The sequence below is a fragment of the Sphingomonas sp. VDB2 genome (assembly GCF_047946695.1).
GTDB classification, from domain to species: Bacteria; Pseudomonadota; Alphaproteobacteria; order Sphingomonadales; family Sphingomonadaceae; genus Sphingobium; species Sphingobium bisphenolicum.
In genome coordinates this window covers 3,697,900-3,721,676 of the sequence record NZ_CP159615.1, presented here as the reverse complement: position 1 = coordinate 3,721,676, position 23,777 = coordinate 3,697,900, and the positions used below count along the sequence as shown (strand labels likewise).

The window sequence follows — 23,777 nt, the reverse complement described above, 5'->3', positions numbered from 1 at the left end:
CTTAAGCGATAACGCCGCCCTCGCGGGCAGCGGTAGCAATTCTCGTTCATGCTTTTTACGCTTTCCTATTCCCGCCTATACGCTCATTTGCTAGGAACAAATGAAGAACCAAAGAAGGCGGAATAGTGAACGATCTAGCATTTAGATTGACGCCAGGTTGCGAAAATAAATGCGCGCGTTGCGCTATCAGATGCGCCACTATGGCCGCGATTCGGGACGATCTGTGGCGCGAGGTGGAACAGCTTCACCGCCTCCAAGCGATGCGACCGACGCTTGATCGAGCGAGAGAGGTCCGATCGCTGCAAGCCCAGCAGGCAGCCGCCGAGCAAGAATTTCAGCGGCTTCGTCCTTCGACGCCCCTTCCGGCACCAGCACGAGCAGGCTGCGGAACATTTCGCGTAGGGCGACTTCACTAGGCAACACGACCGGTAGCGTGATCGACAGGAATGTTGGACGCTGCGACTCGATTTCGCGAGCTTCGGGTTCGGCCTCGACATCACTAAGGCCAGCCAAAGCCATCACATCCGCTGGATCAACCTGATACTGCGTCAGAATGGCCGCAACTCGACGCGTAAAATCGAGAGGCAAGGTCTTCTTCTTGTACCTAGCTGATTCGTAGTTTGAGTATGTGCCTAATGGCAAATCAAGGGCAGCAGCCATCGCCCTGACGGACAGGCGTGGTACGGCTTTCATCCGAAGGTCTCTGAGACGCGTGCTTACTGTTTGCATTGGAACACCATGCGAAATTTTCGCACACTTTTGGTTTTCAAATAGAGGTTGACTTCCGTCCTGAATTATCGGACGGATTGCGTATGACGCAGCTAGCCTCAGTTTTTGTTCTCTATGGTGGCATTCGACCAATGGCCCGCGCACTTAGCGAGCCATCTTCAAATGTCGCTGCGTGGAAGAAAGTCGGCCGCATCCCGGCGGAAAAACAGCCCCATGTGCTCGCGATCGGTTTGAAGCTGGGCCTGCCCATCACGGCCGAACATGTCGTGTTCCCCCTCGGACGCCCACACGCCGCCTACGCCGATCTACCTCTAATCCCCGTGCCCGTCCCTTGCGATCGGCCCGCCGATTCGCAACGCCCCGCCGCCGAGCCAATCATCTGACGATTTCAGGGAAATGATCGGGCGGGCCTCTACTCCCGCCCGATCGGACCGCCCTTGTATGGAGCAAGACCGGATATGAAGACGATCATCAAAGCGCCGCCCCGCCGCAAGCCACAAAGCGCCGGTGCCACCACGAACCGCCCCGGAAATCCGGCGACCGGCAAGCGCCTGCCCTACGGACTAGCGGATTGCGTGATCTTTCTCGCCATAGCCATACCGCTCCTTATCGCCATGTGCGCCACCGGACGGCCGGGCGCATGAGCAAGGAAGCCATGACCGACGCCGAATTGTGGCAACATTGCGAAGCCGACTGCTCCGCGCAATATGAAAAGCTGCGCGCCCGTCATGATGAAGCCCGCGCTTTGCTCACCCGCCTTGCGAACGCAGAGGCGGCCTACCGCAAGGCTCATGACCTCCATGGCGATGACGGCCGCCGCACCAGCCGTGCTTGGGACGAAATGCGCCATGAAGGCGATGCCGCCCGCGCCTTTCTCATCATAAACCCGCGCGCGCCTGAAATGGCGGGCAATGCATGATGGCGGCCATCATGGTTCAACACGGAGGCTTCACTATGCCGCTCGACACCTTCATCGACGCATATCGCATGGTGCGGGTCGATCGATTCGCCCAGCCGAAGCTGGCGGGTGACGCCCGACTGATGACAGTCGATACCGGCGGTATCGTGTGTAACCATTGCCGGGCAAATCAGGTCGATTTGCGCGACATGCTCGCCTTTCGGTTGATTGACGGGCAGCAGGAACTGCAGCCGTGCTTCGATTGCGGAACGTCGCTGGACGAAGGCGAGCTGTGCGAAAACTGCACCGACGATCTGGAGTACGGCGCGTGACAAAGGTCCGCGCGCCCCTCTCCTTCTCACGCGCCATCACGACCGTCGTCGGCGTGGTCGGCTGGGCGGACGCCGGGCGCATTACCGGTCGCGCCAACCGCACCCTGCGCCATTGGAGCGAAAGCGACCGCAAAGGCACGCCGACGCTCGATCAGGCCATTGCCCTGGACCGTGCCTTTATCGAGTCTGGCGGCGACTATGCGCCGATCCTCGAAAGCTATGCCCGGCAACTGAACGTCACCCTCGCTGCCTCCATGGCCTGCCATGCCGCGCTGGGCGAGGACATCGCGGCCGTCTCCCGCGAAACCGCCGACGCGATCGGCGCGAGCATTAAGATCATTCAGCCCGGCGCGTCTCCAACCGCCGTGCATCGCGCCATTGCCGAAACAGAGGAAGCCGGCGTCCGCCTGACGCGCCTTCTGGGCCGGCTCAGATCATTCCTGCCTGGCATGGGGCCGGCGGGTGACAGCCGGGGGATGGCAAATGGGTGATAACAAGGCGCTTCAAACTTCAAGCGGTGAAAATCCGCGCATGCCGGGGGTCGATTGCCCGGCCTGCGGCAGGCGCGCCTTCGCCCGCGCCAGCGGCAAGAGGTCGCTGCTCTATCGCGAATTTTACTATCACTGTCGCGATATCATCGACTGTGGCCACCAGTTCGTGGTCGGCATGTCCGCCCTGCGCACGATCCGGCCCAGCCGCAAGCGCCCGCTTGAAATGCTGCCCATTACCGACTGGCGCACGGCCGCGAACGATCGCGCCGCCAATGATGACGGGCCGCCGACCGAACCCGCCATGGATGCCATGACCACCTAAGCTTCTCCCAACGCAGTTTCCAGAATTTCTCGCCGACCGGCTGATCCCCCTCAGCCGGTGATGCCAGCCCTTTGCCCAAAGAACAGGAGTTTCAGACATGCGTCATTCGCCTTCGCCATCCGCATCCTCTGCGGCGACCGTCGTCTATCCATGGGAATATGTCGCTATGCGCCGCCGCGCGGCTGCCCTGTCGCAGGAGGCGTTGGCGAAGGCCATGTCCTTCTACAATGAACCCCACACTTATCTGACGCATATTCGCTGCCTGGAGACGGTCGGCCTGCGCTTTCGGGACGTGGTCAACCTGTCGCGCGCTATGCCGTTCAGCATCGACGTCTACCGCCAATTGGCCGATCTGCCCCCGCATCAGCATCCACGCCTCTGCGCCATCTGCGGATGGGACGAACGCACCGACCAGTCCGACCATAATGGCGACCTCACCACCTGGTCGCGGAAGCTGCCCGCCATCTGCACCCGCTGCGAGCAGGCGGCACTGGCGCCGGCGGCCAGGATATGAGGCGCGCGCCCGAACACAGCCTGCTCCGGCGGTTCGCTGCTGCCTTGGGACCGGGCGAATCCATCGCTGTCATGCGGGGCGTTGCCTTGGCGATGATCTGCGCCGCCGGCCTCATCGTCTTCAAACTGGCCTCCCCGCTCAGCGTGACCGCCGCAACCATCCTCCAGGGGGCGTGATGAAGCGCCTTCTCAAACTCCTGCTGATCATCCTCGCCATCCTCGCCGCCCCATTCGTCGTCGCGGCGACGCTGGCCAATTTGAAAGGAAATTGAACATGTCCGAACGTAACGTCGCCGCAGACCAACTGCGCCTCGGCATCGAGCGCATCGAGCGGCTGGAAGAGGAAAAGAAGGGCATCGGCGACGATATTCGCGATGTCTATATTGAGTTCAAGGCGCACGGCTACGACCCTAAAATCATGCGCCAGATTATCCGCCTGCGGAAAATGCAGCCCCATGACCGGCAGGAAATGGAGGCGATCCTCCAGACCTATCTCTCTGCCCTCGGCATGGACTGATGCGACCGGCGACCGGCTCGCATCCGGTCGCCTCTACAAATGCCCGCGATTGACGCCGCCCCTCCCACACAAGGATGAACCGTCCCATGGCAAAAAGCCGCCCCCTCGACCCTGCCGTCGCGCGAATCGTCGAAGCCCTGGCCGACCTGATGGTTGACCGAGACATCACGCGCCTGCGCGCTGCAATGCCCGTTCCGGGCGCCCCGCGCGCGGCGACCACGATGGAGTGCCGCTGACATGATCAGCCTGTCCATCGATCACCTCAATCTGCGCCCCGACGAAGCCCTGACCATCGCCTTCCATCCGAAGACGGGGAAGTGGTGGGGCGTCGTCGGCCGCGAACGCGGAACGCAACGCGCTGTAGGCGAAGGCGAAACCCCGATCGCCGCCCTGGGCGACGTCCTGATCCAGATGGGCCATCGGCCCGCCAACGCGAACTGACGCCACCATGCCCGTGCTCGCTTTGAAAAGCCGCCACCAAGGGGGTCGCGCCGAACGTTGCTTCGCCATACTTGAGCGCGCGGCCAACGCTGGAGCAGTGTGCCCGACCAATGTCGAACTGGCCGATATGCTCGGCTATTCCAGCGGCAATGGCCCGTCCGGCCTCGTGAATCTTCTGGAAGTGTCCGGCCTCATCACCGTCGAACGCAGCGCCATGGGCCGCGTAGTCACGATCGCAAAGACTGGCAAACGGACCAGCGGCAACATCCTCAAGCGCCGGGCGACAGACTGGTCAGCGGATCAGGACGCGATCATGATGGACGCGCTGGCCGCCGAAACCGGCTTCACCGCGATCGGCCGCATGATCAGCAAAAGCAAAAACGCCTGCGTCAGCCGCTTCCACAAAATCACTGCTGCGATGGGGGAGCAGGCCCAATGAACCGCCCCAGGCCCTCACTCTGCGACTGTCCGACATGTCGGGCACTGGATCGCGTCCACTCCCAAGAAGGTCGTCAGATCGCCATGTTCGCAACGGCTCTGCCGCCCAAGAGCCAGTCTGCGTCACAGAAAGGCACGCGCTAAAGCATGCGCACGATCCTCTACGCCAGATTCTCAACGGACCTGCAAAATCCACTTTCGACGGCCGACCAACTGGCCTCGATGCAGGAGCGCGCCGATCGCGAAGGTTGGACCGTCATCGACACCTATTTCGATGATGAAGTCAGTGGTCGCGCCGGTATCAGCGAAATGCAGCGGCCGGGCTTGAATGCCATGCTGGCCCGCGTCGAGCGCGGCGACGTCGATCAGATCCTTGCAGAGGCAACCGACCGGATTGCTCGCCACATCGGTGATGCCCACGCCATCCGCGAGCATCTGGAGCATTTCGGTGCGCGCCTCTTCACGCTCAGCGACGGCTATGTCGATGAAATCACAGGCACCATCAAAGGTTTGATGGATGCGCGATTTCTAAAGGATCTCGCAGAAAAAATTAAGCGCGGCCAACGCGGTCAGCATGGGCGGGGCTTCAATGCTGGCGGCCTCGCCTACGGCTACAATGTCGTGAAAAAGATCGGCGACGATGGCGAGATCGTGCGCGGCATTCTAGAAGTGAATGACGAAGAAGCGGCAATCGTGCGTCGCATTTTCGACGATACGATTGCTGGCGTATCGGCACGGGCCATAGTGAAGGCTCTGAACGAACAAGGCGTCCCCTCGCCCAGTGGCAAGCTGTGGGCGACAAATGTAATCCACGGCGACCGCATCCGCGCGAACGGTATCCTGCGCAATAATATCTATCGCGGTGTCATGGTCTATGGCCGCACGCGCCGTGTCTACCACCCCAAGACTCGTCGCTATGTGGCCCGCGTCAACCCGGTAAGCGAATGGCGCTTCATGGAAGTGCCGCATCTCCGCATTGTCTCCGACGAACAATGGGCGACGATCGAGGAACGCTATTCTGCTTTCGATGGCGATATCCGCAAACTGGAAAAGCGCCCTAAGCGTCTTCTATCAAAACTTGGAAAATGTGGGGAATGTGGCGGCACTTGGACTGTTATCGGTCCTGACAAATGGGGCTGCTCCGCCCACAAGGCAAAGGGCGTCTGCACCAACACCCGCACCATATCCACGCGCCTCTATGAGCAACGCGTTCTGGGCCAGATGAAGCACATCCTGCTCGATCCAGAAGCCGTCGCGCTCTTTGTAGACCGCTACAATATTGGAATCCGCAAGCGCCAGGCCGAAGCCGGTTCAAATCGCGCGCCCTTGGAACGCAAAGCGACCGATCTCAAAAGCAAGATCACGCGCCTGGTCGATGCGATCGCTGACGGCGCAGGCGAGTTTCAAGAGGTAAAGGACCGTCTGCGCACGGCCCGCGCCGATCTCGCCGACGTCCAGCATCAGCTTGCGACAATGGATGAAACAGTGCCGCTCGAACTGTCGAGCGATCTGGCTGACCGCTACCGCCTCTACATCGCCGAACTGGATGCCGCACTGGCAGCAGAAGGCACAGTCCGAGAGCGCGCGGCTTCGGCCATTCGCGAATTGATCGACACCATCACCCTCACAGCCAAAGTAGATGGCCGTGGTGTCGATATTGAAGTCACCGGCCGCATGGCCAATATCATCAACTTAGCAAAGAATTCTGGCTAGGTATCTTTCCGTTGGGTGCGCTCCTCCGCTACCAAATATCATCCCAACGATAGACATCGTACTTGCCTCCTGCCGCAAAGCGCGCCAATCAGCGGCGCAAACAGGGCAAAGAGGATAGTAGGCGGATGAGCTATTATGACGTTCTGATCGTGGGCGCGGGCCATGCGGGCGCGCAGGCGGGGATCGCGCTGCGGCAGGCGGGCTTCGAAGGATCGATCGCGATGATCGGCGATGAGCAATATCCGCCCTATGAACGTCCGCCGCTGTCCAAGGAATATTTTGCGGGCGACAAGAGCTTCGACCGCATCCTGATCCGCCCCGCGACCTTCTGGGGCGAACGCCATATCGACATGCTGCTGGGCAAGCGCGTGAAGAATGTCGATCCGGTGGGCAAGTTCGTGACCGCGGGCGACGAGGAGATCGGCTATGGCAAGCTGATCTGGTGCACCGGGGGCAGCCCCCGGATGCTGACCTGCAACGGCGCGGACGCGCGCAATGTCCATGCCGTGCGCCGCCGCGACGATGTCGATGCGATGATGGCCAAGATCGACAGCATCACCCATGTCACCATCATCGGCGGCGGCTATATCGGGCTGGAGGCTGCGGCCGTCCTGTCCAAGTTCGGCAAGACGGTCGTACTGCTCGAAGCGCTGGACCGGGTGCTGGCGCGCGTCGCGGGCGAAGAGCTGTCGCGCTTCTACGAAGCCGAGCATCGCGCCCATGGCGTCGACCTGCGCACCGGCGCACGGATGGACTGTATCGAGGTGACGGACGGCAAGGCCACCGCCGTGCTGATGCAGGATGGCGAGCGGATCGAAACCGACATGGTGATCGTGGGCATCGGCATCATCCCCGAAACCGGCCCGCTGATCGCGGCGGGCGCGGCGGGCGGCAATGGTGTCGATGTCGATGAATTTTGTCGCACCTCGCTGCCCGACATCTATGCCGTGGGCGATTGCGCGGCGCATGCCAACCGCTTTGCCGGCGGCGCGCAGATGCGGCTGGAATCGGTGCAGAATGCGAACGACCAGGCGAAGGTCGCGGTGGCGCATATCATGGGCAAGGAAGAAGCCTATGACGCCGTGCCCTGGTTCTGGTCCAACCAATATGACCTGAAACTCCAGACGGTGGGGCTGTCGACCGGCTTCGACCAGGCGATCCTGCGCGGCGACACCGCCAACCGCAGCTTTTCCGTCGTCTATCTGAAGGGCGGCAAGGTGATCGCGCTCGATTGCGTCAACATGGTCAAGGACTATGTGCAGGGCCGCGCCCATGTGATCGGCGGGGCGGCGCTGGACGTGGCGCAACTGGCCGATGCCACCGTGCCGTTGAAGGAAGTGGGGCTGGCCTGAATGGTGTTATGCCGTTTAGGCTAAGCCTGTCGAAGCTCTCCTGAGCCGCCTATCTTGCGGCGGTTGAAAGGGCGCGCTCATTTTCTAATGAGAGAGCGGCCCTTCGACAGGCTCAGGGCGAACGGAGATTGGGAGGCGGTGTGGTTCGAACGTATGAACCCGTAGAAGGAGTCACAGTGTGGATTGATGGCATCCACATCAAGACACGCGATCCACATGACGATCCCATAGAAATGAATGAAGGGGAGGCGTTGGCACTCGCTGCCCTGCTCCAACGACTTGCCTCAGAGCTAAAGGCTACCCCCTGAACATCGCCTTCATCGCCAGGTCCCACGGCCCGCCGCGGTAGTGCCAGGCGGCGAGGCCGGCGATCGTGAAGGCGCGCGGTCGGAAATCCGCCGCCAATTGCGCCGCCAGCGCTTTCGCCACGTCCGGCTTCACCTTGTTCTGGACCGTGACGTGGAGGCGCGGGCGGGCCTGGTCCTGCGGGGTCAGCAGGCCGATGAAGGCGTCCGCCAGATCGTCGCGCATCGCCATCAGGCCAGGACTGTCGATGCGATAGGCGACCCCCTGCCCCAGCGACATGACCGCGGCGAGCGTCGCGGCAGGCGCCGGCCCGCGGCACAGCCCTTTCAACCGATCCGCCAGTTCCGGCAACAGCGAAGGCGGCATATGGTGGAACAGCGTGATATGCGCCGGCAGCATATTGCGATCGGGCGGAAAATGCGCGCGCCGCAGCCCGTCCGCCCAGGCGAAATCCGCCGCGCCCATCAGCGCCGTGACGATGACCGGCGCGCCTCGTTCCGCTATCGTCATGTCTCTTCCTGTCCGCAGCGATCGGGTATATGATTTATCCTTGGCGTCCTGCACGGCGCAGCGGCGTGAAGCAAGGAGGGGGACATCATGGCCACGTCGCGTAGCGTCACGATCATCGGCGTCATTTTGCTGCTGTGGGGGCTGATGGGCATCGCCGCCTTCACCATGCAATATACAATGGACGTGCATGAACTGGCGCGGACCGACCCCGCCAGCGCGCGCGCCTTCGCGCTGATGCCTGCCTGGGTCTGGATCGTCTATGCCATCGCCGTGGCGACCGGCACCCTGGGCGCCATCGCGTTGCTGCTGCGCAAGGCAATCGCGCCCTTCCTGTGCCTGATCTCGCTGGTCTGCGTGATCGCGCAGTTCGGATATACGTTCCTCGGCACGAACCTGCTGGCGGAAAAGGGCTGGGCGGTCACCATCCCCTTCCCCGCCCTGATCTTCGCCGTCGCTTTGTTCGCATGGCTCTATGCCCGGTCGCTGGTGGCGAAGGGGGTGTTGCGCTGAGTTAAGCCGCGGGATCAGCGCGCGTTGCCGCTGATCGCCTTCAGGGCCTCCCCTGCCGCGCTGATCTGACCGCCGCGCCGCTGCAGTTCGCCACCACATTGGACGAGCAGTTCCTTGGTCAGGCGTTCGTCGATATCGATCGCCTCGCGCTTCATCAGACTTGCAAGATCGATATCCGGCTCCGCGCCGAAAATCTGACCAGCGAAGAAGAGCGAACCCATCAGGCCGGACATTTTCAGCGTCGCATCCTCGCTCGACGCCAGCGAGGCCACCACGATCAGGCAGCGCGCGGAATGACGGATCGCCGGATCATGGGTTTGGGCGTCGGCGTTGAACGGCAGCAACGCCGCGGCGAGCGGCCATAAATTCCGGCAACGCGCCTTCACAATTCCCCGCGCGCGCGGCGAATCTCGAACCATTTGCGTACATTCTCATTATGCTGCTGGTAGGTGTCGGCGAAGATATGGCCGCCCTTGCCGTCGGCGACGAAATAGAGCGCCTTGGTCTGCGCCGGGTGCAGCACCGCCAGGATCGACAGCCGCCCCGGATTGGCGATCGGCCCCTTGGGCAGGCCGACCATGGCATAGGTGTTGTAATCATTGACCGCCGCGATCTCCGACTTGCGGATGCGGCGGCCCAGCGGCTTGCCGCGGGTTATGGGATAGATGATCGTCGGGTCGGCCTGGAGCATCATGTTGGTGCGCAGCCGGTTGCTATAGACGCCCGCGACCATCGGCCGTTCGGACGGCACGCCGGTTTCCTTTTCGACGATGCTGGCCAGGATGATCGCCTCCTTCGGCGATTTGGCGATGGTTTCGGGCGCGCGCTCGGCCCAGAGCTGGGCCAGCGCCTTGTCCATCGCCGCCTGCATCCGTTTTAGGACGGCGGCCCGCGGCTCGCCCTTGTCGAAGGCGTAGCTGTCGGGCAGCACGCTGCCCTCCTCCGGCACCGGAATGCTGCCGGTCAACTGGTCGTTCGCCATCAGCCGTTCATGCACCAGGAGCGAGGGCATGCCTTCGGGAATGGTGATGAGCCGGGTCAGCGTCTTGCCGCCTTGCAGGATGGACAGGATGTCGCTGTTGCTCGCGCCGGCGGGGATGACGAATTCACCCGCCTTGATCGACTTGCCCGCGCCGAAGACCTTCGCCCGCGTCAGGAAGGCGTCGGCGGAGCGCACCGCGCCCGCCCGCTTCAGCAGCACCGCCGCGTCGGACAGGGTCGATCCTTCCGGCACCACGACGCTGATATCCTGCGTCGCCGGCCCCTGCTCGCTCCAGCCATAGACGAAGCGGAAGGCGATGAAGGCCGCGACGGCCAGGCCGATCAGAAGGATGATGCCGGCGAGGCTGCGTGTGGGGGTGGATCTGGAACGCCGGGCCATCGCCGTCAGCCCATATCGTCATTGCAAGCGGAGCGAAGCCATCCCGTGATGCGCCCGTGGATGGCTTCCCCCGGCCTTCGCCGGGGTTCGCAATGACGATCCAAAGTCAGATCGCCTTCATGATGAGCGAGGCGTTGGTGCCGCCGAAACCAAAGGAGTTGTTCAGCACCGCGCGCACCTTGCGCTCCTTGGCGACGTGCGGGACCAGGTCCACGCCCTTGCAGCTCTCGCTCGGCTCGTCGAGGTTAAGCGTCGGCGGCACGATCCCGTCGCGCATGGCGAGGATGCAGAAGATGCTCTCCACCGCACCCGCGCCGCCCAGCAGATGGCCGATCGCCGACTTTGTGGAGGACATCGACATGCTGCCCAGATGATCGCCGAACAGCCGCTTGACCGCGCCCAGTTCCAGCTCGTCGCCCAGCGGGGTCGAGGTGCCGTGGGCGTTCACATAGTCGATATCTTCGAGGCTGAGGCCCGACTTTTTGAGCGCCATCTGCATCGAGCGGAAGCCGCCCGAACCTTCCGGATGGGGCGCGGTGACATGATAGGCGTCGCCCGACAGGCCATAGCCGATCACTTCGGCGTAGATTTTCGCGCCGCGCTTCCTGGCATGTTCATATTCTTCCAGCACGACCACGCCCGCGCCTTCGCCCATGACGAAGCCGTCGCGATTGACATCATAGGGGCGGCTCGCCTTTTCCGGCGCGTCGTTGAAATTGGTGCTGAGCGCGCGCGCCTGGGCGAAGCCGGCGATGCCGATCGGGCAGATCGCGCTTTCCGCGCCGCCCGCCAGCATGACGTCGGCATCGTCCATCGCGATCATGCGCGCGGCGTCGCCGATCGAATGGGCGCCGGTCGAACAGGCGGTGACGACCGCATGGTTCGGCCCCATCAGGCCATATTTGATCGACACCTGGCCGGAAATCAGGTTGATGAGGCGGCCATGGACGAAGTGCGGGGAAACCCGGCTCGGCCCCTTGTTGGCCAATACCAGCGATTCGCTTTCGATGCCCGGCAGGCCGCCGATGCCCGACCCGATCGAGCAACCGGCGCGCAGCCGCTCTTCCTCGGACATATTGTCGAGGCCCGCGTCGCGCAGCGCCTGGCTGGCGGCGGAAATGCCGAACACGATGAACAGGTCGACCTGGCGCTGGATCTTGTGATCGACGTCCAGCCCCGGATCATAGCCATATTCATGGGTTGCCGGCTTCACTTCGCAGGCGATGCGGCATTTATAGTCGGTCGGATCAAAGCGCGTGATCGTGGCTGCGCCCGATTTGGACGCGATGATGTTCTTCCAGCTGGTTTCCACATCCCCGCCGAGCGGGCTGACCATGCCAAGGCCGGTTACGACGACACGACGCATATGCTTGCTCCGAAATATTCCATTTGGCTCCGCGCCGTCCCGTCTAGCCCCTTGCGGCGGACTTGTGAACGGCGCGCCAGATACGAAAAGGCTCCCCGCATTCCGGGGTCACCGGACAGGAGGAGCCATTTCCTAACGCGTAGGGCGGCCCGGCGCGTCGGCGCGGGCCGCAAAACGCCTTACTGCTTGCTGTCGATATAGTCGATCGCATCCTTGACGGTCGCGATCTTCTCGGCAGCGTCGTCGGGGATTTCGACGCCGAATTCTTCTTCGAACGCCATCACCAGTTCGACGATGTCCAGGCTGTCCGCGCCCAGATCGTCGATGAAGCTGGCGTCCTCGGTCACCTTTTCGGCTTCAACGCCCAGATGCTCGACGACGATTTTCTTTACGCGATCCGCGGTCTCACTCATGAGTGGTCCTTCTTACTGGGTATCGTTGGTGGTCTGAACAACCGTTAAGGCAGCCCTAGTGCCAAGCTCCGATAGAGGCAAGAGGCTAGGTCGCCAAGCCCTCACATTGCCTGACGCGACGATCCGGCAACAAAAAATGGCCGATTGCCTCCCGATAACCGTCTGTTTACCAAAATTTCAGCCGCTTATGCGAGGGGTGCAGCATGGCCATCGTCCCTTCTCCCGACCCTTTCGTCACCCGTGCGCGCGTCCGGCTGACGGCGATATTGGTGCTGGCGTCGACAGTGATCGGCCTGCTTTACCTGTTCGCGACCGCGCATGGGACGGTAAATTCGCTGGGTCGACCGCTCGGCACCGATTTCTCCAACGTCTGGACCGCCGGCTGGATGGCCGATCACGGCCGCGCGCCACAGGCGTGGGACTGGCCGACCCATTATGAGGTCCAGAAGCAGGTCCATCACGATCCCGCCATCCCCTTTTACGGCTGGCACTATCCCCCGCCCTTCCTGATCGTCGCGACCCTGCTGGCGCAATTTCCCTATGTCGCGGCGCTGCTGATCTGGCAGGGGATGACGCTGATGCTGGCCCTGGCGCTGGTGCGGCGCATCCTGCCGGACGATCGCGATGCGATGCTGGTGGCGCTGGGCGCGCCCGTCGTGCTGGTGTGCCTGGGCCATGGCCAGAATGCCTTCCTGACCGCCAGCCTGCTGGGCGCGGGCATGCTGCTGCTCGACAAGCGGCCATGGGTTGCGGGAATGCTGCTCGGCGCGCTGGTCTACAAGCCGCAATTCGCCGTGCTGATCCCTGTGCTAATCCTGGCGCGGGGCAATATCCGCGCTTTCGTATCGGCCGGCCTCACCGTCGCGGTGCTCTGCCTGGTGACGCTGGCCATCTGGGGATGGCCGGTGTGGCAGGCCTTCATCGAGTCCCTGCCGCTGACGCAGCATATCATCATCGAGGCCGGCGCGACCGGCTGGGAAAAAATCCAGAGCCCCTTTTCCGCGATCCGCCAATGGGGCGGATCGATCCCCTTTGCCTATGCCGTGCAGGGCGTCGTCACCGCGATCGCCATCGCCGCGGCCGCGATCGCCGCGCGGCGCGGATCGATGGCGGTGCGCGGCGCGGCGGCCTTGAGCGCGGCCCTGCTCTGCACCCCCTATGTGCTGGACTATGATTTCGTGCTGCTGGGCGTCGCCATCGCCTTCATGGCGGCGGACATGCGGGGGCGCGGCGCGCTGCGCTGGGAGCCGACATGGCTCGCCTATGCCTGGATCGCACCGCTGTTCGGCCGGTCGCTGTCGGAACTGACCCATGTGCCGGTGAACCTGATCGCGGCCATGGCGGTATTGGCGCTGGCGCTGCGGCGGGCGGCGGTGCTGGATGGCGCGCTCCCGTCCTGGCTGCGGATCATGACGCGACGAGTCGAAGCGTGAAGCGAATCGTCATAGCGTTGGCCCTCGCCTTGACGGCGGCGCCCCCCGCTGTCGCGCAGGATAGCGCCGCCCATGCCGCCAGTACGCAGCATCGGGCGGCCCGGCGGCTGGGCTTGCCGGCAGAGGCGGTGAACGTCACCCCCGCCGCATGGAATGGCCGGGCGGTGATCTTCGCCGACTATCTGGCCGGCCCGCAGGACGAGGCAGAACGGCAGTTGGTGATGCTGCCCGAACAGGGGAACGGCGCGCCGGTCAGCGTCACCATCGGCGAGCAGGAGGGCGGATCGCCCGATATCGCCGCGATCGGCTTCGCCAATGCGGACCGGGATGCGGCGAAGGAACTGATCGTGATCCTCGCCTGGCACATCCGCCATTATGACGTCAGCGGCACCCTTTACGACATACGCGTCCTCGACGACTGGAAGCCGGGCCAAACGGCCTTGGTCCCGGTCAAGGCGACCGAGCGCCTGTTCGACCATTATGCCTGCGATTGCGGCCGGCGCGACGGTCCGGATCAGGTCGCGAAGGTCAAGACCATCGCGGCGGTGAAGCAGGTGCTGAAACGCGCCGGCTATTGAAAAGGGCCGGAACGCGCAGCGCCCGGCCCGCTTGGCTTCGCGATGGGCGAAGCGATCAGATCATCGCCATGCCGCCATTGACGTGCAGCGTCTGGCCGTTGACATAGCCGGCTTCCTTGCTCGCCAGATAGACCACCGCCGCGCCGATGTCGTCGCCATCGCCGAGATCGCCGACCGGGATTTTCTGGAGGATCGCGCCCTTCTGCGCATCGTTCAGCGCATCGGTCATGGCCGACCGGATGAAGCCGGGCGCGACGCAGTTGACGGTGATGCCGCGGCTCGCCAGTTCCTGGCCCAGCGACTTGGACATGCCGATGATGCCCGCCTTCGACGCGCAATAGTTGGACTGGCCCGGATTGCCGGTGACGCCGACCACCGAAGTGATGGAAATGATGCGGCCGAAGCGCGCCTTCATCATCGGCTTGGCGGCGGCGCGGACCAGACGGAAAGCAGCCTCCAGATTGACCTGGATCACCTGGCTCCATTCCTCGTCCTTCATGCGCAGGATCAGATTGTCGCGGGTGATGCCGGCATTGTTGACGAGGATGTCGAGCCGGCCGCCCAGTGCTTCGACCGCCTGCGGCACCAGCGCATCCACCGAGGCCGGATCGCTGAGGTTGCAGACGATCGTCTTATGGTCGCCGCCAAGTTCGGCGGCGAAGGCCTTCAGCTTCTCCTCATTGCTGCCCGAAAGCGCGAGGGTCGCGCCCTGCGCGGCCAGCGCCCTGGCGATCGACGAGCCGATGCCCCCCGAAGCGCCGGTCACCAGCGCGGTCATGCCTGTTAGGTCGAACATGGATAATCCTTTCATCCATAAAGCCCGTCATCCCCTCGGAGGCGGGGATGACGGGAGAGGGTCAAAAAGCCGCCAGCGCCGCCTCGATATCGTCCATCGTCACGATGCTGCGCACGGTCGCATCGGGAGCGATGCGCTTGACCATGGGGCCAAGCACCTTGCCGCCCACTTCCACGAAGTCGGTGACGCCCGCGGTCCACATGGCGGCGACGGATTCGCGCCAGCGGACGCGGCCGGTGACCTGCTCGACCAGGCGAGCCTTGATCTCTTCAGGATCGGCGATCGGCGCGGCCAGCACATTGGCATAGACCGGCAGCAGCGGCGCGGTCAGCGCGGACGCGGCCAGCGCCTGCGCCATCGCATCCGCGGCGGGCTGCATCAGTTCGCAGTGGAATGGCGCGGATACCGGCAGCAGGATGCCGCGCTTGATGCCATGATCCTTGACCATGGCGACGGCCCGCTCGATCGCGCCCTTGTGGCCGGAAATGACGACCTGACTCGGATCATTGTCATTGGCCACGGCGCAGACTTCGCCCTGTGCGGCAGCGTCGCTCAGCGCCTGCGCCTTGTCGATGTCCGCGCCCAGCAGCGCGGCCATCGCGCCCTCGCCCACCGGCACGGCTTCCTGCATGGCGTAGCCGCGGCGCTTGAGCAGCCGCGCCGTGGTGCCGACGTCCAGCGCTTCGGCGGCGCAGAGCGCGCTATATTCGCCGAGCGAATGGCCAGCGACATAGTCGCCCTTTTCGGCCAGCGAAAAACCGCCTTCGGCCTGCATCACGCGCAATGTCGCGATGGCGTTGGCCATGATTGCGGGCTGGGCATTCTCCGTCAGGGTCAGCCGGTCTTCCGGTCCTTCCACCATCAACCGGAACAAATGATGCGACAGGGCGTCATCGACCTCCTGGAACAGCTCCCGCGCGGCCGGGCTGGCGTCGGCCAGCGCCTTGCCCATGCCGACGGACTGGCTGCCCTGCCCTGGAAAAAGAAATGCCCGCATCATTTATCCCCTGACCACAAGGCGCTTAAAAAAGCGCATAAATTCAAACACGATACACTTTGAGACATAAATGTCATTGAGCCGTACACACCCCTGCGGCAGTCAGGGGCCGGACGTATCAACCCCCTTTCGGATCGGGGCAGAGTGGCCGCCCCTTTAACGACGACGGAGTGCAAGGAAAAGGTGCGATATCGCATAAGCTGGATCAGCGGCACGGCGCTCCTGCTGCCTGCGCTTTTGGCCGCCTGCGCGGCGGGGCCGGACTATCGCGCGCCGCAGGGCGCTGCGCTGGGCCTGCCGGCAGCCTATAGCCAGGGCGCCTCCGCCCCGGTCGGCGATGCCGACCTCGCCAGTTGGTGGCCGCGGCTGAACGACCCGGCGCTCAGCGGCCTGATCGACCGCGCCATCGCCAATAATCTGGACATCGTCCAAGCGCAGGCCCGGTTGCGGCAGGCGCGGGAATCGCTGCGCCAGGCCAATGCCAGCTTTTTGCCGCAGATCAGCGGATCGGGCAGCGGCGGCAAGAATTACCGTAGCCAGGCGGGCGGCACCCGTGTCGACGACAATGGCAACGTCATCAGCACGGGCGCCAGCAAATGGTCTAGCACCTATTCGCTGGGCGCCAATGCGAGCTGGCAGATCGACCTGTTCGGCGAACTGTCCCGCACTGCCGAGGCTGCACGGGCGGATCTGGCCGCGTCGGGATATGACCTCGCCAATGTCCGCATGACGATCATATCCGAACTGACGACCAACTATATCCAGGCGCGGCTGGCGCAGGAACAGTTGCGCATCGCGCGCGAAAGCCAGCGCGTCCAGAAGGATAATTTCGACATTGCCAGCTGGCGCTTGCAGGCCGGCCTCGTCTCGTCGCTGGACGAACAGCAGGCCCGCGCGCAACTGGCGCAGACCAGCGCGACCATCCCTCAGATCGAGGCGAGCCTGAAGGGCAGCCTCAACCGCATCGCGGTGCTGACGGGCCAGGCGCCGGGCGACGCGACCCGCGCGCTGGAAACCCCCGCCCCCATTCCTGTCGCGTCGACGCAGATCGCGACCGGCATCCCCGCCGACACGCTGCGCCAGCGGCCCGACGTGCGCAGCGCCGAACGGGCGCTGGCCGCCGCCACCGCGCGGATCGGCGTCGCGCAGGCCCAGCTTTATCCCTCGCTCGGCATCAGCGGCAATATCGCCACCACGTCCAACGCCTTCAGCGACCTGTTCAGCCTGATCACCGGCGGCGTCTTCGCCAATGTGGCGCAGACGATCTTCGACGGCGGGCGGTTGCAATCGCAGGTACGGTCGCAAAAGGCCGCGACCGACGCCGCCTTCGCCGCCTATAAGCAGAGCGTCCTCACCGCGCTGGAGGATGTCGAGAACGCCATGGCGCAGTTGACCAGCGCCCGCGCGCGCAAGGCGGAATTCGCCGTCGCCTATGACGCCTCGAACAACGCCGCGATTCTGGCGCGCAGCCAATATCAGGCGGGCCTGACCGACTTCCAGACGCTGCTGACCAGCGAATCCACCCTATTGAACGCGCGCAACAGCCTGGCTTCCGCGCAATCCGACGAGGTTCTGGCCATCGCCCAGCTCTATAATGCGCTGGGCGGCGGCTGGCAGAGCATGGACGATCGCCCAAATGAGCAATGATGTGACCAAAGACCAGGATCTTGACGACTTTCTGGGCGCGAAGCCCGAAAAGCCGTGGCGCAAATGGGTGATCCGCGGCGGCATCGGCCTTGTCCTGCTGGTCGCGATCCTGTTGCTCGCGCGCTGCTTTTCAGGTGACGACAAGCCCAATTATGCGACGCGCGAAGTGCGGCAGGGCGACCTGACTGTCAGCGTGTCGGCCACCGGCAATTTAAAGCCGATCAACCAGGTCGATGTCGGGTCCGAACAGTCTGGCAAGATCACCGCGGTCTATGTCGACGTCAATGATCGCGTGACCAAGGGGCAGAAGCTCGCTGAACTGGACACCCGCCGGCTGGTCGACACGGTGAACCAGAATCGGGCGCAGGTCGCATCGTCTCAGGCCAGTGTCGCGCAGGCGCAGGCGCAGGTCGCCTTGGCCAAGGCGACGCTCGACCGGCAGTTGAACGTCTTCAACCTGTCGGGCGGCAAGGTGCCGGCCAAGACCGAAATCGATGCCGCGCGCGCGGACTATCAGTCGGCGCTGGCCACGCTGCGGTCGTCGCAGGCGCAGGTGGACGTATCGCGCGCGCAACTGTCCACGGCGCAGACCAACCTGTCGATCGCGCAGATCGTGTCGCCGGTGAACGGCGTCGTCCTGTCGCGCGACATCGAACCGGGCCAGACCGTCGCCGCCTCGCTGAACGCGCCGGTGCTGTTCACCCTGGCCGAAGACCTGACGCAGATGGAAGTTGAAGTGTCGGTGGACGAAGCCGATGTCGGCCAGGTGAAGGAAGGCCAGAGCGCCACCTTCGCCGTCGACGCCTTCCCCGGCCGCACCTTCCCGGCGAAGGTCACGCGCGTCAATGTCGGGTCGAACAGCTCCAGCAGCTCGTCCTCGTCCACCAGCACGACGACGACCAGCACGACCGGCACGGTGGTCGCCTATACGGCGGTGCTGTCGGTCGACAATGATGATGAGACGCTGCGTCCCGGCATGACCGCGACCGCCGACATCGTGACGCAGGAACTGCAGAACGTCCTGCTGGTCCCCAACAGTGCGCTACGCTTCAAGCCCAGCAGCGCCGCGCAGGGCGGCGGCATCACCAGCGTCCTGCCGGGTCCGGGCCGGATGCGCCGTGGCGGCGCCAAGCGCCAGGTCAATTTCGGCGCGGGCAGCAGCCAGACCGTCTATATCGTCGGCGAGGACGGCAATCCCAAGGCGCTGCAGGTAACGGTCGGCGCCAGCGACGGATCGCGCACCGCCGTTACGGGCGGCGCATTGAAGGCAGGAATGCGCGTCATCACCGGCCAGCTCGCGGCCGGCCAGGAAGCCCCGGCGGAGGACCAGAAGGCCGATACGGGTGCCGACACCAGGGCGCCGGACCGCCGCCAGAGCAATCCGTCGGCCGACGGCACGCCCGCCAGCGTCGGCAAGCTCGGCAATTCGGGCGACGCCGCACCCGAAACCGCGCCGGTCGCGCCGACGAACGGCGCGCCGGCCGCACCATCCCAGCCTAGCGGCACCGGCCGCCAGAGTGGAAGCTGACGCGTCATGCCGATCGCTGATCCGATCATCGCCATGCGCGGCGTGACCAAGGTTTATGGCGAAGGCCCGACCGCGTTCCAGGCGTTGAAGGGCATCGACCTCGACATCGCGCAGGGCGATTTCGTCGCCGTCATGGGGCCGTCGGGGTCCGGCAAGTCGACGACGATGAACATATTGGGCTGCCTGGACGTGCCCTCGGGCGGGGAGTTTCTGTTCAAGGGCCGCCATGTCGAAACGCTGGACCGCGACCAGCGCGCGCTGCTGCGCCGCCGCTATCTCGGCTTCGTGTTCCAGGGCTTCAACCTGCTGTCGCGCACCACCGCGCTGGAAAATGTCGAACTGCCCCTGCTCTATCGCGGCGAGGACAAGAAGACCCGCTACGACATGGGCATGGCCGCGCTCGACAAGGTGGGCCTCAAGGACTGGTGGGACCATACGCCGGCCGAACTGTCGGGCGGCCAGCAGCAGCGCGTCGCCATCGCCCGCGCCATCGTCACCCATCCCGACGTGCTGCTGGCGGACGAGCCGACCGGCAACCTCGATTCGGAACGGTCGGTGGAGATCATGGAATTGCTGACCGACCTCAACCGCAACAGCGGCATCACCGTGCTGATGGTGACCCACGAACCCGACATGGCCGCCTTCGCCCGCACCATCGTCCATTTCAAGGACGGCCTGGTCGAGCGGGTGGAACAGAAGGTGGCGGCGTGACGGAGAGAGCGATCGAGCCTGCTCCCCGCGGGGGAGAAGGATATGTAGCCTTAGGCGCGAAGCGACTGAGGCGAAGTTGGAAAAGGGGGATGAAGCCTGCGCCCTCCCCCCTCTCCCAACTACGGCCAGGCAGCAAGCTGCCAAGTCTCCTCATCCCTCTCCTCCTAAGGGAGAGGAAGGACCGTCCATGCTAGGCACCACCATCATCCTCGCCTTTCGCGCGATCAACCGGCACAAGCTGCGGTCGTTCCTCACCACGCTGGGCATCATCATCGGCGTCGCCGCGGTCGTCACCATGGTGACGCTGGGCAATGGCGCCACGGCGGCGGTGCGCGAACAGATCAGTTCGCTCGGCGCCAATGTGCTCCAGTTGCGCCCCGGCCAGGGCTTCGGCCGCGGCGGCGGCGGCCCGCGCCCGCCCGATTTCAAGGAACGCGATCTCACCGCGATCGAAAATCAGCTAACCGGCGTGCGCGCCGTCGCCCCGGTGGTGCAGTCGAGCGGCACCGCCATCTATGAAGGCAATAACTGGTCGACCACCGTCTATGGCACCACATCGGCCTATTCCGAGGTGCAGCAGTGGAAGGTCGCGGACGGCCGCCTGTTCCTGGCGGAAGAGGAGGAGGCCGGCCGCCCCGTCTGCATCATCGGCAATACGGTGCGCACCAACCTGTTCCAGGGCGCCGAACCGGTGGGCAAGCGGATGCGGATCAAGGGCGTGTCCTGCCAGGTCGTGGGCGTGCTGGCGACGCGCGGCCAGGGCGGCTTCGGCGACCAGGACGATGTCGTCGTCATGCCGATCAAGTTCGTGCAGCGCCGCTTCACGGGCGACCGCGACATCAGCCAGATCATGGTCGCGGTCGATGACGCCTATGACACCAGCACGGTCCAGTCGAGCCTGGAGGAACTGATGCGCGAGCGGCGCAAGATCAAGGCGGGCGCCGAGGATAATTTCAACGTCTTCGACACCAAGCAGATCAGCGACACGCTGACCGGCACCACCACCATCCTGACCCAGATCGTCGGCGCGGTGGCGGCAATCTCGCTGCTGGTCGGCGGCATCGGCATCATGAACATCATGCTGGTGTCGGTGACGGAGCGCACGCGGGAAATCGGTATCCGCCTCGCCATCGGCGCGGTCGCGCGCGAGGTGTTGATGCAGTTTCTGGTGGAGGCGATCGTATTGTCCTGCCTGGGCGGCCTGATCGGGCTGTTCCTGGCGCTGATCGCGACGGTCGCCATCGCGCCGCTGATGCAGGTGCCGTTTCTGTTCGACATCAAGGTCAATCTGATCGCCTTCGTCTTTTCGGCGGCGATCGGCGTGGTGTTCGGCTATTTCCCGGCCCGGCGCGCGGCGGCGCTCAACCCGATCGACGCGCTGCGTCACGAGTAGCTGATATATTTTGCGACAAAAGCGGGTGCCGCCCGGCATAGTCCTGCGACACCCGCGCCCTAGTCCCTCTCCATCACCGGAAAGGGACGCCCGTCATGAAACCGATCATCCTCAGCCTGTCCGCCAGCCTGCTGGCACTGGGCGTCACCATCGCCCCCTTCGCGCTCGCGCAGCCGGACAGCGCCGCCCCACTGGTCGAGGGCAAGGACCGGCCGATCCTGTTGCAGCGCATGGTGGTGACGGCGACGCCGCTGCCCTGACAAGCCCCTCCTTATGATCGCCAGCCTCGCAGCCCATGCTGCGAGGCTTTTTCCTTTGGAGCTGCGCGCGCGGCATCCTCCGGAATCGCCGCCCCCCTTTTCTGAACAACAGTTCAGCTTAAATTTCAAACTGTTACAATTTCCGACAATCCAGGCCCGCCCGTGACACATCGTCGCGACATGCGGCTCCTATCTCTGTCTTCGACGCCACGGAATGGCGCCCGTCACACGGCAAAGGAGCCAACCATGTTCAAGAAGATCCTCATCGCCCTGGCCACCACCACGCTGGTCGCCAGCCCCATCGTCAGCGCGCAGGCGCAGGCCCAGAGCCATGGCCCGCAGCATCGCCAGGAACAGACCCGCAAGGTCGTGACGCACAAGGCCAATGGCCGCACCGTCGTCAAGAAGCAGACCGTCGTGCGCAAGGACACGCATCGGGACAATGGCCGCCGTTGGGCCAAGGGCCAGCGCTTCGACCACCGCTATGCAACCAACTATCGGGTGGTGAACAATTATCGCGACTATCGCCTGTCGGCTCCGCCGCGCGGCTATCACTGGGTCCGCTCGGGCAATGACGCGGTGCTGATCGCGATCACCAGCGGCATCATCGGCGCCGTCGTCGGCAGCGCGATCCGGTAAGTCTTCCCAAGCCGGAAGGTCGCACGATGCCCCGGGGTTTCTCTCCCCCCGGGGCATTTTTGTCGTCAGACCAGCCCGGTCAGATAATAGACCGCAATCACGACGAAGACGGTCACCGTCTTGATCAGCGTCAGCGCGAATATGTCCTTATAGGCCTGGCGATGGGTGAGGCCCGTCACTGCCAGCAGGGTGATGACCGCGCCATTATGCGGCAGGCTGTCCATGCCGCCCGACGCCATGGAGGCGACGCGATGCAGCACTTCGCGCGGGATGCCCGCCGCATCGCCCGCCGCCGCGAACTGCTCCGCCATTGCCGCCAGCGCGATCGACAGGCCGCCCGACGCCGATCCGGTGATGCCGGCGAGCGAGGTCACGGTGATGGCTTCGTTGACCAGCGGATTGGGGATCGCCCGCAGCGCCTCCTTGACGACCAGAAAGCCCGGCAGCGCCGCGATCACTGCGCCGAACCCATATTCGACCGCCGTGTTCATCCCCGCCAGCAGGGCGCCACCGACCGCCGCCTTCGATCCGTCGGCAAAGCGCTTCGCCACGGTGCGGAAGGCGAAGAGCAGGATCGTGCCGATGCCCAGCAGCAAGGCGCCCTCCACCGCCCAGAGCGCCGACACCTGCGCGACCTTCACCGCGACCGGTTCCGCCATGCCGAGCAGCGACAGCATCACCTCTTCCCCCGCCACCCAGCGCGGGATGGCGAGCGTCAGCAGCAGGTTGCCCACCCCCACCACGACCAGCGGCAGCAGCGCGATCAGCGGATGCACGCGCACCTCCCCCTCGATCGCTTCCGGTTCGTTGACCAGTGTTTCGGGCGCGCCATAGCCCTCCCCCGCCGCCAGCATCGCCCGCCGCCGCCAGCCCAGATAGGCAAGGCCACTCACCGCGATAAAAACCGATCCGATCAGCCCCAGCACCGGCGCCGCCCATGTCGTCGTGCCGAAGAAGCTGGTCGGGATGATATTCTGAATCTGCGGCGTGCCGGGCAAGGCGTCCATGGTGAAGGTCAGCGCGCCCAGCCCGATGGTCGCGGGCACCAGCCGCTTGGGGATATCGGCGCGGCGAAACATCTCGGCCGCGAAGGGATAGACGGCGAAGGCCGCGACGAACACCGACACGCCGCCATAGGTCAGCAGCGCCGTCACTGCCATGATCGCGGGGATCGCCCGCCCCGCGCCGATGACGCCGATCACCGCGGTCACGATCGCGCGGGAAAAGCCGGAAATCTCGACCAGCTTGCCGAACAGCGCCCCCAGCAGGAAGACCGGGAAATAAAGTTTGAGGAAACTCGCCACCTTTTCCATGAACAGGCCGGAAAAGGCGGCCGGGACCGCGGCGGGATCGGTCAGGAACACCGCCAGCATGGCCAGCAGCGGCGCCATCAGGATGACGCTCATGCCCCGATAGGCGGCGATCATCAACAATAGCAATGACAGGGCGGCGATCGCTACGGCCATATTTTCATTCCCTCCCAAGCAACACCGTTCACCCTGAGCGAAGTCGAAGGGCACCGCTGAACGCAATGAAGCGCCTTCGCTCCGCTCAGGCAAGGGC

Annotated in this window: 32 protein-coding genes; 23 read left to right on the top strand and 9 right to left on the bottom strand. The window is 64.3% G+C overall.

Translation table 11 applies throughout. The features are described from left to right. Nucleotides 1-198: 198 nt before the first annotated feature. Entirely contained in the window at nucleotides 199-693 is a 495-nt protein-coding gene (locus tag ABT375_RS18610; protein ID WP_416463616.1) for an XRE family transcriptional regulator, read from the bottom strand. 119 nt (nucleotides 694-812) lie between these two features. On the opposite strand from ABT375_RS18610, the gene ABT375_RS18605 reads away from it, so the two are divergent. From ABT375_RS18605 to ABT375_RS18540, 14 genes are all read left to right on the top strand, one after another. Continuing rightward, on the top strand, nucleotides 813-1,112 hold the full coding sequence (locus ABT375_RS18605) for a carph-isopro domain-containing protein (RefSeq protein WP_416463615.1): 300 nt from the start codon (nucleotides 813-815) through the stop codon (nucleotides 1,110-1,112). Between the two features lie 75 nt (nucleotides 1,113-1,187). Further along, nucleotides 1,188-1,373 (top strand): hypothetical protein, encoded by a 186-nt coding sequence (locus ABT375_RS18600; protein ID WP_416463614.1) that lies wholly within the window; start codon nucleotides 1,188-1,190, stop codon nucleotides 1,371-1,373. After that, the gene (locus ABT375_RS18595; RefSeq protein WP_416463613.1) at nucleotides 1,370-1,648 is read left to right on the top strand and encodes a hypothetical protein; all 279 of its coding nucleotides are present in this window, start codon (nucleotides 1,370-1,372) and stop codon (nucleotides 1,646-1,648) included. Before ABT375_RS18600 ends, ABT375_RS18595 begins: the two co-directional genes overlap by 4 nt. After that, the gene (locus ABT375_RS18590) at nucleotides 1,645-1,959 is read left to right on the top strand and encodes a hypothetical protein (RefSeq protein ID WP_416463612.1); all 315 of its coding nucleotides are present in this window, start codon (nucleotides 1,645-1,647) and stop codon (nucleotides 1,957-1,959) included. Before ABT375_RS18595 ends, ABT375_RS18590 begins: the two co-directional genes overlap by 4 nt. Continuing rightward, the gene (locus ABT375_RS18585) at nucleotides 1,956-2,450 is read left to right on the top strand and encodes a hypothetical protein (RefSeq protein WP_416463611.1); all 495 of its coding nucleotides are present in this window, start codon (nucleotides 1,956-1,958) and stop codon (nucleotides 2,448-2,450) included. Before ABT375_RS18590 ends, ABT375_RS18585 begins: the two co-directional genes overlap by 4 nt. Next, complete coding sequence (locus ABT375_RS18580; protein WP_416463610.1) at nucleotides 2,443-2,772, top strand: ogr/Delta-like zinc finger family protein; 330 nt, start codon at nucleotides 2,443-2,445, stop codon at nucleotides 2,770-2,772. The genes ABT375_RS18585 and ABT375_RS18580 overlap by 8 nt, the downstream gene beginning before the upstream one ends. A 97-nt stretch (nucleotides 2,773-2,869) precedes the next feature. Continuing rightward, entirely contained in the window at nucleotides 2,870-3,286 is a 417-nt protein-coding gene (locus tag ABT375_RS18575; RefSeq protein ID WP_416463609.1) for a hypothetical protein, read from the top strand. Continuing rightward, nucleotides 3,283-3,462: a hypothetical protein gene (locus ABT375_RS18570; RefSeq protein WP_416463608.1), complete on the top strand. Its 180-nt coding sequence runs from the start codon at nucleotides 3,283-3,285 to the stop codon at nucleotides 3,460-3,462. The genes ABT375_RS18575 and ABT375_RS18570 overlap by 4 nt, the downstream gene beginning before the upstream one ends. Before the next feature lie 97 nt (nucleotides 3,463-3,559). Continuing rightward, entirely contained in the window at nucleotides 3,560-3,802 is a 243-nt protein-coding gene (locus ABT375_RS18565) for a DUF2312 domain-containing protein (protein ID WP_416463607.1), read from the top strand. An 86-nt stretch (nucleotides 3,803-3,888) separates the two neighbouring features. Then, the gene (locus ABT375_RS18560; protein ID WP_416463606.1) at nucleotides 3,889-4,038 is read left to right on the top strand and encodes a hypothetical protein; all 150 of its coding nucleotides are present in this window, start codon (nucleotides 3,889-3,891) and stop codon (nucleotides 4,036-4,038) included. A gap of 1 nt (nucleotide 4,039) precedes the next feature. After that, nucleotides 4,040-4,243 (top strand): hypothetical protein, encoded by a 204-nt coding sequence (locus ABT375_RS18555; RefSeq protein WP_416463605.1) that lies wholly within the window; start codon nucleotides 4,040-4,042, stop codon nucleotides 4,241-4,243. 7 nt (nucleotides 4,244-4,250) lie between these two features. After that, on the top strand, nucleotides 4,251-4,682 hold the full coding sequence (locus ABT375_RS18550) for a hypothetical protein (RefSeq protein WP_416463604.1): 432 nt from the start codon (nucleotides 4,251-4,253) through the stop codon (nucleotides 4,680-4,682). 146 nt (nucleotides 4,683-4,828) lie between these two features. Next, nucleotides 4,829-6,394, top strand: coding sequence for a recombinase family protein (locus tag ABT375_RS18545; protein WP_416463603.1), 1,566 nt, complete (start codon nucleotides 4,829-4,831; stop codon nucleotides 6,392-6,394). A gap of 125 nt (nucleotides 6,395-6,519) precedes the next feature. Further along, the gene (locus ABT375_RS18540) at nucleotides 6,520-7,746 is read left to right on the top strand and encodes an NAD(P)/FAD-dependent oxidoreductase (RefSeq protein ID WP_416463602.1); all 1,227 of its coding nucleotides are present in this window, start codon (nucleotides 6,520-6,522) and stop codon (nucleotides 7,744-7,746) included. A 297-nt stretch (nucleotides 7,747-8,043) separates the two neighbouring features. Here the strand turns inward: ABT375_RS18540 and ABT375_RS18535 are convergent, their stop codons facing one another. Next, the gene (locus ABT375_RS18535; RefSeq protein ID WP_416463601.1) at nucleotides 8,044-8,562 is read right to left on the bottom strand and encodes a 2'-5' RNA ligase family protein; all 519 of its coding nucleotides are present in this window, start codon (nucleotides 8,560-8,562) and stop codon (nucleotides 8,044-8,046) included. An 87-nt stretch (nucleotides 8,563-8,649) separates the two neighbouring features. Here ABT375_RS18535 and ABT375_RS18530 point away from each other — a divergent pair, with 87 nt between their 5' ends. Next, the gene (locus ABT375_RS18530) at nucleotides 8,650-9,072 is read left to right on the top strand and encodes a sugar transporter (protein ID WP_416463600.1); all 423 of its coding nucleotides are present in this window, start codon (nucleotides 8,650-8,652) and stop codon (nucleotides 9,070-9,072) included. Nucleotides 9,073-9,086: 14 nt separating this feature from the next. Here the strand turns inward: ABT375_RS18530 and ABT375_RS18525 are convergent, their stop codons facing one another. The 4 genes from ABT375_RS18525 to ABT375_RS18510 form a co-directional block, all read right to left on the bottom strand. After that, complete coding sequence (locus ABT375_RS18525) at nucleotides 9,087-9,491, bottom strand: hypothetical protein (RefSeq protein ID WP_416463599.1); 405 nt, start codon at nucleotides 9,489-9,491, stop codon at nucleotides 9,087-9,089. Continuing rightward, nucleotides 9,455-10,453, bottom strand: coding sequence for an endolytic transglycosylase MltG (gene mltG / locus ABT375_RS18520; protein ID WP_416463598.1), 999 nt, complete (start codon nucleotides 10,451-10,453; stop codon nucleotides 9,455-9,457). Before mltG ends, ABT375_RS18525 begins: the two co-directional genes overlap by 37 nt. Nucleotides 10,454-10,559: 106 nt before the next feature. Beyond that, entirely contained in the window at nucleotides 10,560-11,819 is a 1,260-nt protein-coding gene (fabF, locus tag ABT375_RS18515) for a beta-ketoacyl-ACP synthase II (protein WP_224550045.1), read from the bottom strand. A 179-nt stretch (nucleotides 11,820-11,998) separates the two neighbouring features. Beyond that, nucleotides 11,999-12,232, bottom strand: a complete 234-nt coding sequence (locus tag ABT375_RS18510) for an acyl carrier protein (RefSeq protein ID WP_007689016.1) — start codon at nucleotides 12,230-12,232, stop codon at nucleotides 11,999-12,001. Between the two features lie 203 nt (nucleotides 12,233-12,435). Here ABT375_RS18510 and ABT375_RS18505 point away from each other — a divergent pair, with 203 nt between their 5' ends. Both ABT375_RS18505 and ABT375_RS18500 read left to right on the top strand, forming a co-directional pair. Beyond that, on the top strand, nucleotides 12,436-13,665 hold the full coding sequence (locus ABT375_RS18505; RefSeq protein ID WP_416463597.1) for a glycosyltransferase family 87 protein: 1,230 nt from the start codon (nucleotides 12,436-12,438) through the stop codon (nucleotides 13,663-13,665). Then, entirely contained in the window at nucleotides 13,662-14,243 is a 582-nt protein-coding gene (locus tag ABT375_RS18500) for a hypothetical protein (protein WP_416463596.1), read from the top strand. Before ABT375_RS18505 ends, ABT375_RS18500 begins: the two co-directional genes overlap by 4 nt. Nucleotides 14,244-14,298: 55 nt before the next feature. Here the strand turns inward: ABT375_RS18500 and fabG are convergent, their stop codons facing one another. Together fabG and fabD are read right to left on the bottom strand one after the other, a co-directional pair. Then, nucleotides 14,299-15,039, bottom strand: coding sequence for a 3-oxoacyl-[acyl-carrier-protein] reductase (fabG, locus tag ABT375_RS18495; protein ID WP_224550042.1), 741 nt, complete (start codon nucleotides 15,037-15,039; stop codon nucleotides 14,299-14,301). A gap of 61 nt (nucleotides 15,040-15,100) precedes the next feature. Next, complete coding sequence (fabD, locus tag ABT375_RS18490; protein WP_261935209.1) at nucleotides 15,101-16,036, bottom strand: ACP S-malonyltransferase; 936 nt, start codon at nucleotides 16,034-16,036, stop codon at nucleotides 15,101-15,103. Between the two features lie 183 nt (nucleotides 16,037-16,219). On the opposite strand from fabD, the gene ABT375_RS18485 reads away from it, so the two are divergent. From ABT375_RS18485 to ABT375_RS18460, 6 genes are all read left to right on the top strand, one after another. Beyond that, the gene (locus ABT375_RS18485) at nucleotides 16,220-17,683 is read left to right on the top strand and encodes an efflux transporter outer membrane subunit (protein ID WP_416463595.1); all 1,464 of its coding nucleotides are present in this window, start codon (nucleotides 16,220-16,222) and stop codon (nucleotides 17,681-17,683) included. Further along, nucleotides 17,673-19,211, top strand: coding sequence for an efflux RND transporter periplasmic adaptor subunit (locus ABT375_RS18480; RefSeq protein WP_416463594.1), 1,539 nt, complete (start codon nucleotides 17,673-17,675; stop codon nucleotides 19,209-19,211). The genes ABT375_RS18485 and ABT375_RS18480 overlap by 11 nt, the downstream gene beginning before the upstream one ends. 6 nt (nucleotides 19,212-19,217) lie before the next feature. After that, nucleotides 19,218-19,922, top strand: coding sequence for an ABC transporter ATP-binding protein (locus ABT375_RS18475; protein ID WP_416463593.1), 705 nt, complete (start codon nucleotides 19,218-19,220; stop codon nucleotides 19,920-19,922). 187 nt (nucleotides 19,923-20,109) lie between these two features. Further along, the gene (locus tag ABT375_RS18470; protein ID WP_224550038.1) at nucleotides 20,110-21,315 is read left to right on the top strand and encodes an ABC transporter permease; all 1,206 of its coding nucleotides are present in this window, start codon (nucleotides 20,110-20,112) and stop codon (nucleotides 21,313-21,315) included. 95 nt (nucleotides 21,316-21,410) lie between these two features. After that, the gene (locus tag ABT375_RS18465) at nucleotides 21,411-21,575 is read left to right on the top strand and encodes a hypothetical protein (RefSeq protein ID WP_224550037.1); all 165 of its coding nucleotides are present in this window, start codon (nucleotides 21,411-21,413) and stop codon (nucleotides 21,573-21,575) included. Between the two features lie 246 nt (nucleotides 21,576-21,821). Further along, nucleotides 21,822-22,214 (top strand): RcnB family protein, encoded by a 393-nt coding sequence (locus ABT375_RS18460; RefSeq protein ID WP_224550036.1) that lies wholly within the window; start codon nucleotides 21,822-21,824, stop codon nucleotides 22,212-22,214. Between the two features lie 65 nt (nucleotides 22,215-22,279). Here the strand turns inward: ABT375_RS18460 and ABT375_RS18455 are convergent, their stop codons facing one another. Further along, nucleotides 22,280-23,680, bottom strand: coding sequence for a GntP family permease (locus ABT375_RS18455; RefSeq protein ID WP_416463592.1), 1,401 nt, complete (start codon nucleotides 23,678-23,680; stop codon nucleotides 22,280-22,282). Nucleotides 23,681-23,777: the final 97 nt, after the last annotated feature.